Here is a 3,296-nt window from a genome sequence, read left to right as displayed (position 1 = left end):
GGTTTGTCAACTACATCCACGAACGTCCGGAGGAAGTGCTGCAGCGCTTAGGGTGTGCAGGATGACTGAGAAGTTAACTCTTCATGTTGCATGTATATACATAATGCCATATTAGTTAGTAATAACGATAAAGACTTTCATTGGATTCGAGATAACTATACTTATAAAGATCGAAAGTTAGATTATGTGAATCCGATAATAGATAAGAAAGCTTACGGCGAGTTTGTCAAAACCTATATCGAAAGCAGAGGGTTTTAGAAATTTTATTTGAACATATTATCCCTTATGGCAACCCGATTAACGACATTCGTGACCCCATCACCAAAATATTTCCAAAATACGTCTTCCGCAACAAGATATTTTCCAATCCGATTACCGCAAAATAAAATTAATCCATTCAACGGAACTAAGACTGCGATCGACAAGTGGGCGCCTATATTTTCTTGCTCAATGCTGAACAGGGCTTTAATGGAGTCTAACCGATCGGTCCTTGCCTAGGGGGAAACGGCAGTCAAGTTGGTTGTGGGGTGCTCTTCCTACCGCAAAGCCGCCCGTTCGTTGGAGTCGATCGTGAGAGATGCGGTCCTCAGCCATGAGGTGATTCGTCAGCTGGTGTTGGAGGCCCCTGTCTCGCTCCTCCCCTCTGTTTCCCAACGATATGGTCGGGTGCTGTTGGTGGAAGCGGATGGACTCTGTTTCCCGCTAAGAGAAAGGGAAGCGGCTTCGGGCGTTTATGGACCATGATCACCCAAATCGATGGAATAGGGCGGAGAAAGGGAAGTTGGAGGAGGAAGAACCCCAGAGGGCAGCCTCGGCCCCGAAGAAGGCCAAGTGAGTCGAACAGGCCAAACGGGAGGCAGGACGGCGGTGGCGGATGTGAGGCGACAAAACATCCTGTGTCTTCAACCGTCATCGGGGACGCCCATCGATCAAGCGTTGCCGGCTCTTCGCGATGGTGGTTGGATGTAAAAAATGAGACTAAACGGAGTCACCTCATGATGAGGGATGAGAGTACAAAAGCGCTTACGGATATAAACTCCTGAAAATGGCCCAATCACCCGTGATTTCAAAATTCCATAGGGAGCCAAAAAACGTTCTCCACCAAGTCTTGGCCGACTCGAATTTCAAAAAACGATCGAATTCCCGCCTCATAAATGGTAAAATAGAAGCACAGACTAGTTCCTGTATCCTGCACGAATCAAGGAGGTTAGCCATCATGGAAGGAAAACCGATCTACTACGATGGCAGCGGTCATCTGCCTAGCGAAAATGAAAGCGGTGTCAAAAGCGAACCGTTTACGCTCACCAATGAGATACGAAAACAAATCAGCGGCAACCCGTTTGTCGTGGAACAAAGCGAGTAACATTGCCTTGGAGAAAGGCAATTTTTTTTTTGCGGTCAAATCGTTTGTCAAATGTGTCGGATCTTTATATAATTATCTCTGATTGGAGATATTTGAATTCAAAATAAGTAAATGCCGCTTGAACAAAGTGCAAACACTAAAGTGCCGAGATCATCACGAAAGGGAGTATGCATCATGACAAAAGTATTGTACATCACCGCCCATCCGCACGACGACACGCAGTCTTACAGCATGGCGGTCGGAAAAGCGTTTATCGACACATACAAACAAGTGCATCCGGATCATGAAGTCATTCATCTTGATTTATACAAGGAATACATTCCGGAAATCGACGTCGACGTGTTCAGCGGCTGGGGCAAACTTCGCTCCGGGAAATCGTTTGAAGAGCTGTCTGACGAAGAAAAAGCGAAAGTCGGGCGGATGAACGAGCTGTGCGAGCAGTTTATTTCCGCCGACAAATATGTATTCGTCACGCCGATGTGGAACTTTTCGTTCCCGCCGGTGTTAAAGGCGTATATTGACGCCGTGGCGGTCGCCGGCAAGACGTTTAAATATACGGAACAAGGGCCGGTCGGATTGCTTACTGATAAAAAAGCGCTCCACATTCAAGCGCGCGGCGGTTTCTACTCCGAAGGCCCGGCGGCGGAAATGGAAATGGGCCATCGGTATTTAAGCGTCATCATGCAATTTTTCGGTGTTCCGTCATTTGAAGGGTTGTTTGTCGAAGGGCATGCGGCGGTGCCGGAAAAGGCGGAAGAAATTAAAGCGAACGCCATCGCTCGGGCGAAAGACTTGGCGCACACGTTTTAACGGGAGGCCGAGTATTGCGAGGGAAATGGTTGCAAACTTGGCCTGGGAGCCTCTTCATCCGGAGAGGCTCCTTTTTTATTGGACAAACCAAACGGCCGTGACATTCATATACGCTGGCGGGGAGCCGTATGGTATAGCCTGATCAATAAAGTCCCTATTTCTTCGTGAGAAATTTTCCTCGATAAATACATAAAACCCCAGCACCGAAGTACTGGGGCAAAAACCATGAATTCCCCGCTGACGGGGTGAAATGGCCTGCGACGCGGCAGGCAACTTATCATTAGGTTATGATTCTCTTGGCGATAATATGCAAAGAGAGGAACCATTTAGGCTCCTCTCCGTTGTCAAAACAAACGAATCCACGTTTTTTCACGTGTGAAATGGTCTGTGACGAGACAGACAACTTATTTTGTACTCTAAGTATAGAAAAAACCTAGGGAAATGTCAATACGTCATAAATACGTCGTCAATACATTGTAAATACGTTACAGGTCAAATACCCATTTTACACGGTTCATAATCTTATTTAAGTCATCCTCGTTTATATTGCCGATATGTTGCTTTAATCGTACTTTGTTTACGGTCGTTAATTCTTCTACCTTTACCGCGGAAGTCTGAGCTAAAAAAGGATAAACTTCCTTTCGAAGAAAGTAATGTGTCTTGAAACGAGGCACTACTTTGGTTTTCCCTTTCCGATCTGTAACGGTTTTGGTTTTTAATTTTGTAGATAAAGGAGCTACCTTAACGTTTCCGGATGTGCGGTTAATCCAGTCATTAGAAAGAACAAGCACCGGCCGCTCTCCGTTTTGTTCTGTGCCGATATTTTCCCCGAGTTCACAAGTGAAAATAGCTCCTCGTATGATCGGGCGCTTCATCTGCGTTTGCTCATTCTCAATCCATTCGTTTGCTAAAGCAATCTTCTTTGGATGCCATTCATCTAGTTTTACCTTTTTGTCCACTTTGTTTAAACGTAATCGTTCGCGTTGAATAGCATCTGATTCCATTTTATTCCCCCCTTTCCCTTCGTTTTATCTTAATTAGGCGAGAAGACTCCCACTTCAACGAAGCGAAGCGGAGTAAGTGGGAGATGAATCGCCTTAACTATATTTTGCTGAAAATAGGA

General features: G+C 45.8%; 3 protein-coding genes and 1 pseudogene. 3 read left to right on the top strand and 1 reads right to left on the bottom strand.

Annotated features, from left to right (window positions below; translation table 11 throughout):
* Positions 1-416: 416 nt before the first annotated feature.
* The 3 genes and pseudogenes from CV944_RS18020 to CV944_RS16465 form a co-directional block, all read left to right on the top strand.
* A pseudogene (locus CV944_RS18020) lies at positions 417-693 on the top strand (UPF0236 family transposase-like protein); the annotation flags it as partial.
* Positions 694-1,216: 523 nt separating this feature from the next.
* Complete coding sequence (locus CV944_RS17540; RefSeq protein WP_198518535.1) at positions 1,217-1,363, top strand: hypothetical protein; 147 nt, start codon at positions 1,217-1,219, stop codon at positions 1,361-1,363.
* 174 nt (positions 1,364-1,537) lie between these two features.
* The gene (locus tag CV944_RS16465; RefSeq protein ID WP_015376094.1) at positions 1,538-2,173 is read left to right on the top strand and encodes an FMN-dependent NADH-azoreductase; all 636 of its coding nucleotides are present in this window, start codon (positions 1,538-1,540) and stop codon (positions 2,171-2,173) included.
* 485 nt (positions 2,174-2,658) lie between these two features.
* On the opposite strand, the gene CV944_RS16455 is transcribed toward CV944_RS16465, so the two are convergent.
* Entirely contained in the window at positions 2,659-3,177 is a 519-nt protein-coding gene (locus CV944_RS16455; protein ID WP_015376093.1) for a type II toxin-antitoxin system PemK/MazF family toxin, read from the bottom strand.
* Positions 3,178-3,296: the final 119 nt, after the last annotated feature.

Source organism: Geobacillus sp. WSUCF-018B (assembly GCF_002809985.1).
GTDB lineage: Bacteria > Bacillota > Bacilli > Bacillales > Anoxybacillaceae > Geobacillus > Geobacillus thermophilus.
The sequence above is the reverse complement of the archived record's forward strand: the minus strand, read 5'-3'. Positions and strand labels throughout refer to the sequence as shown.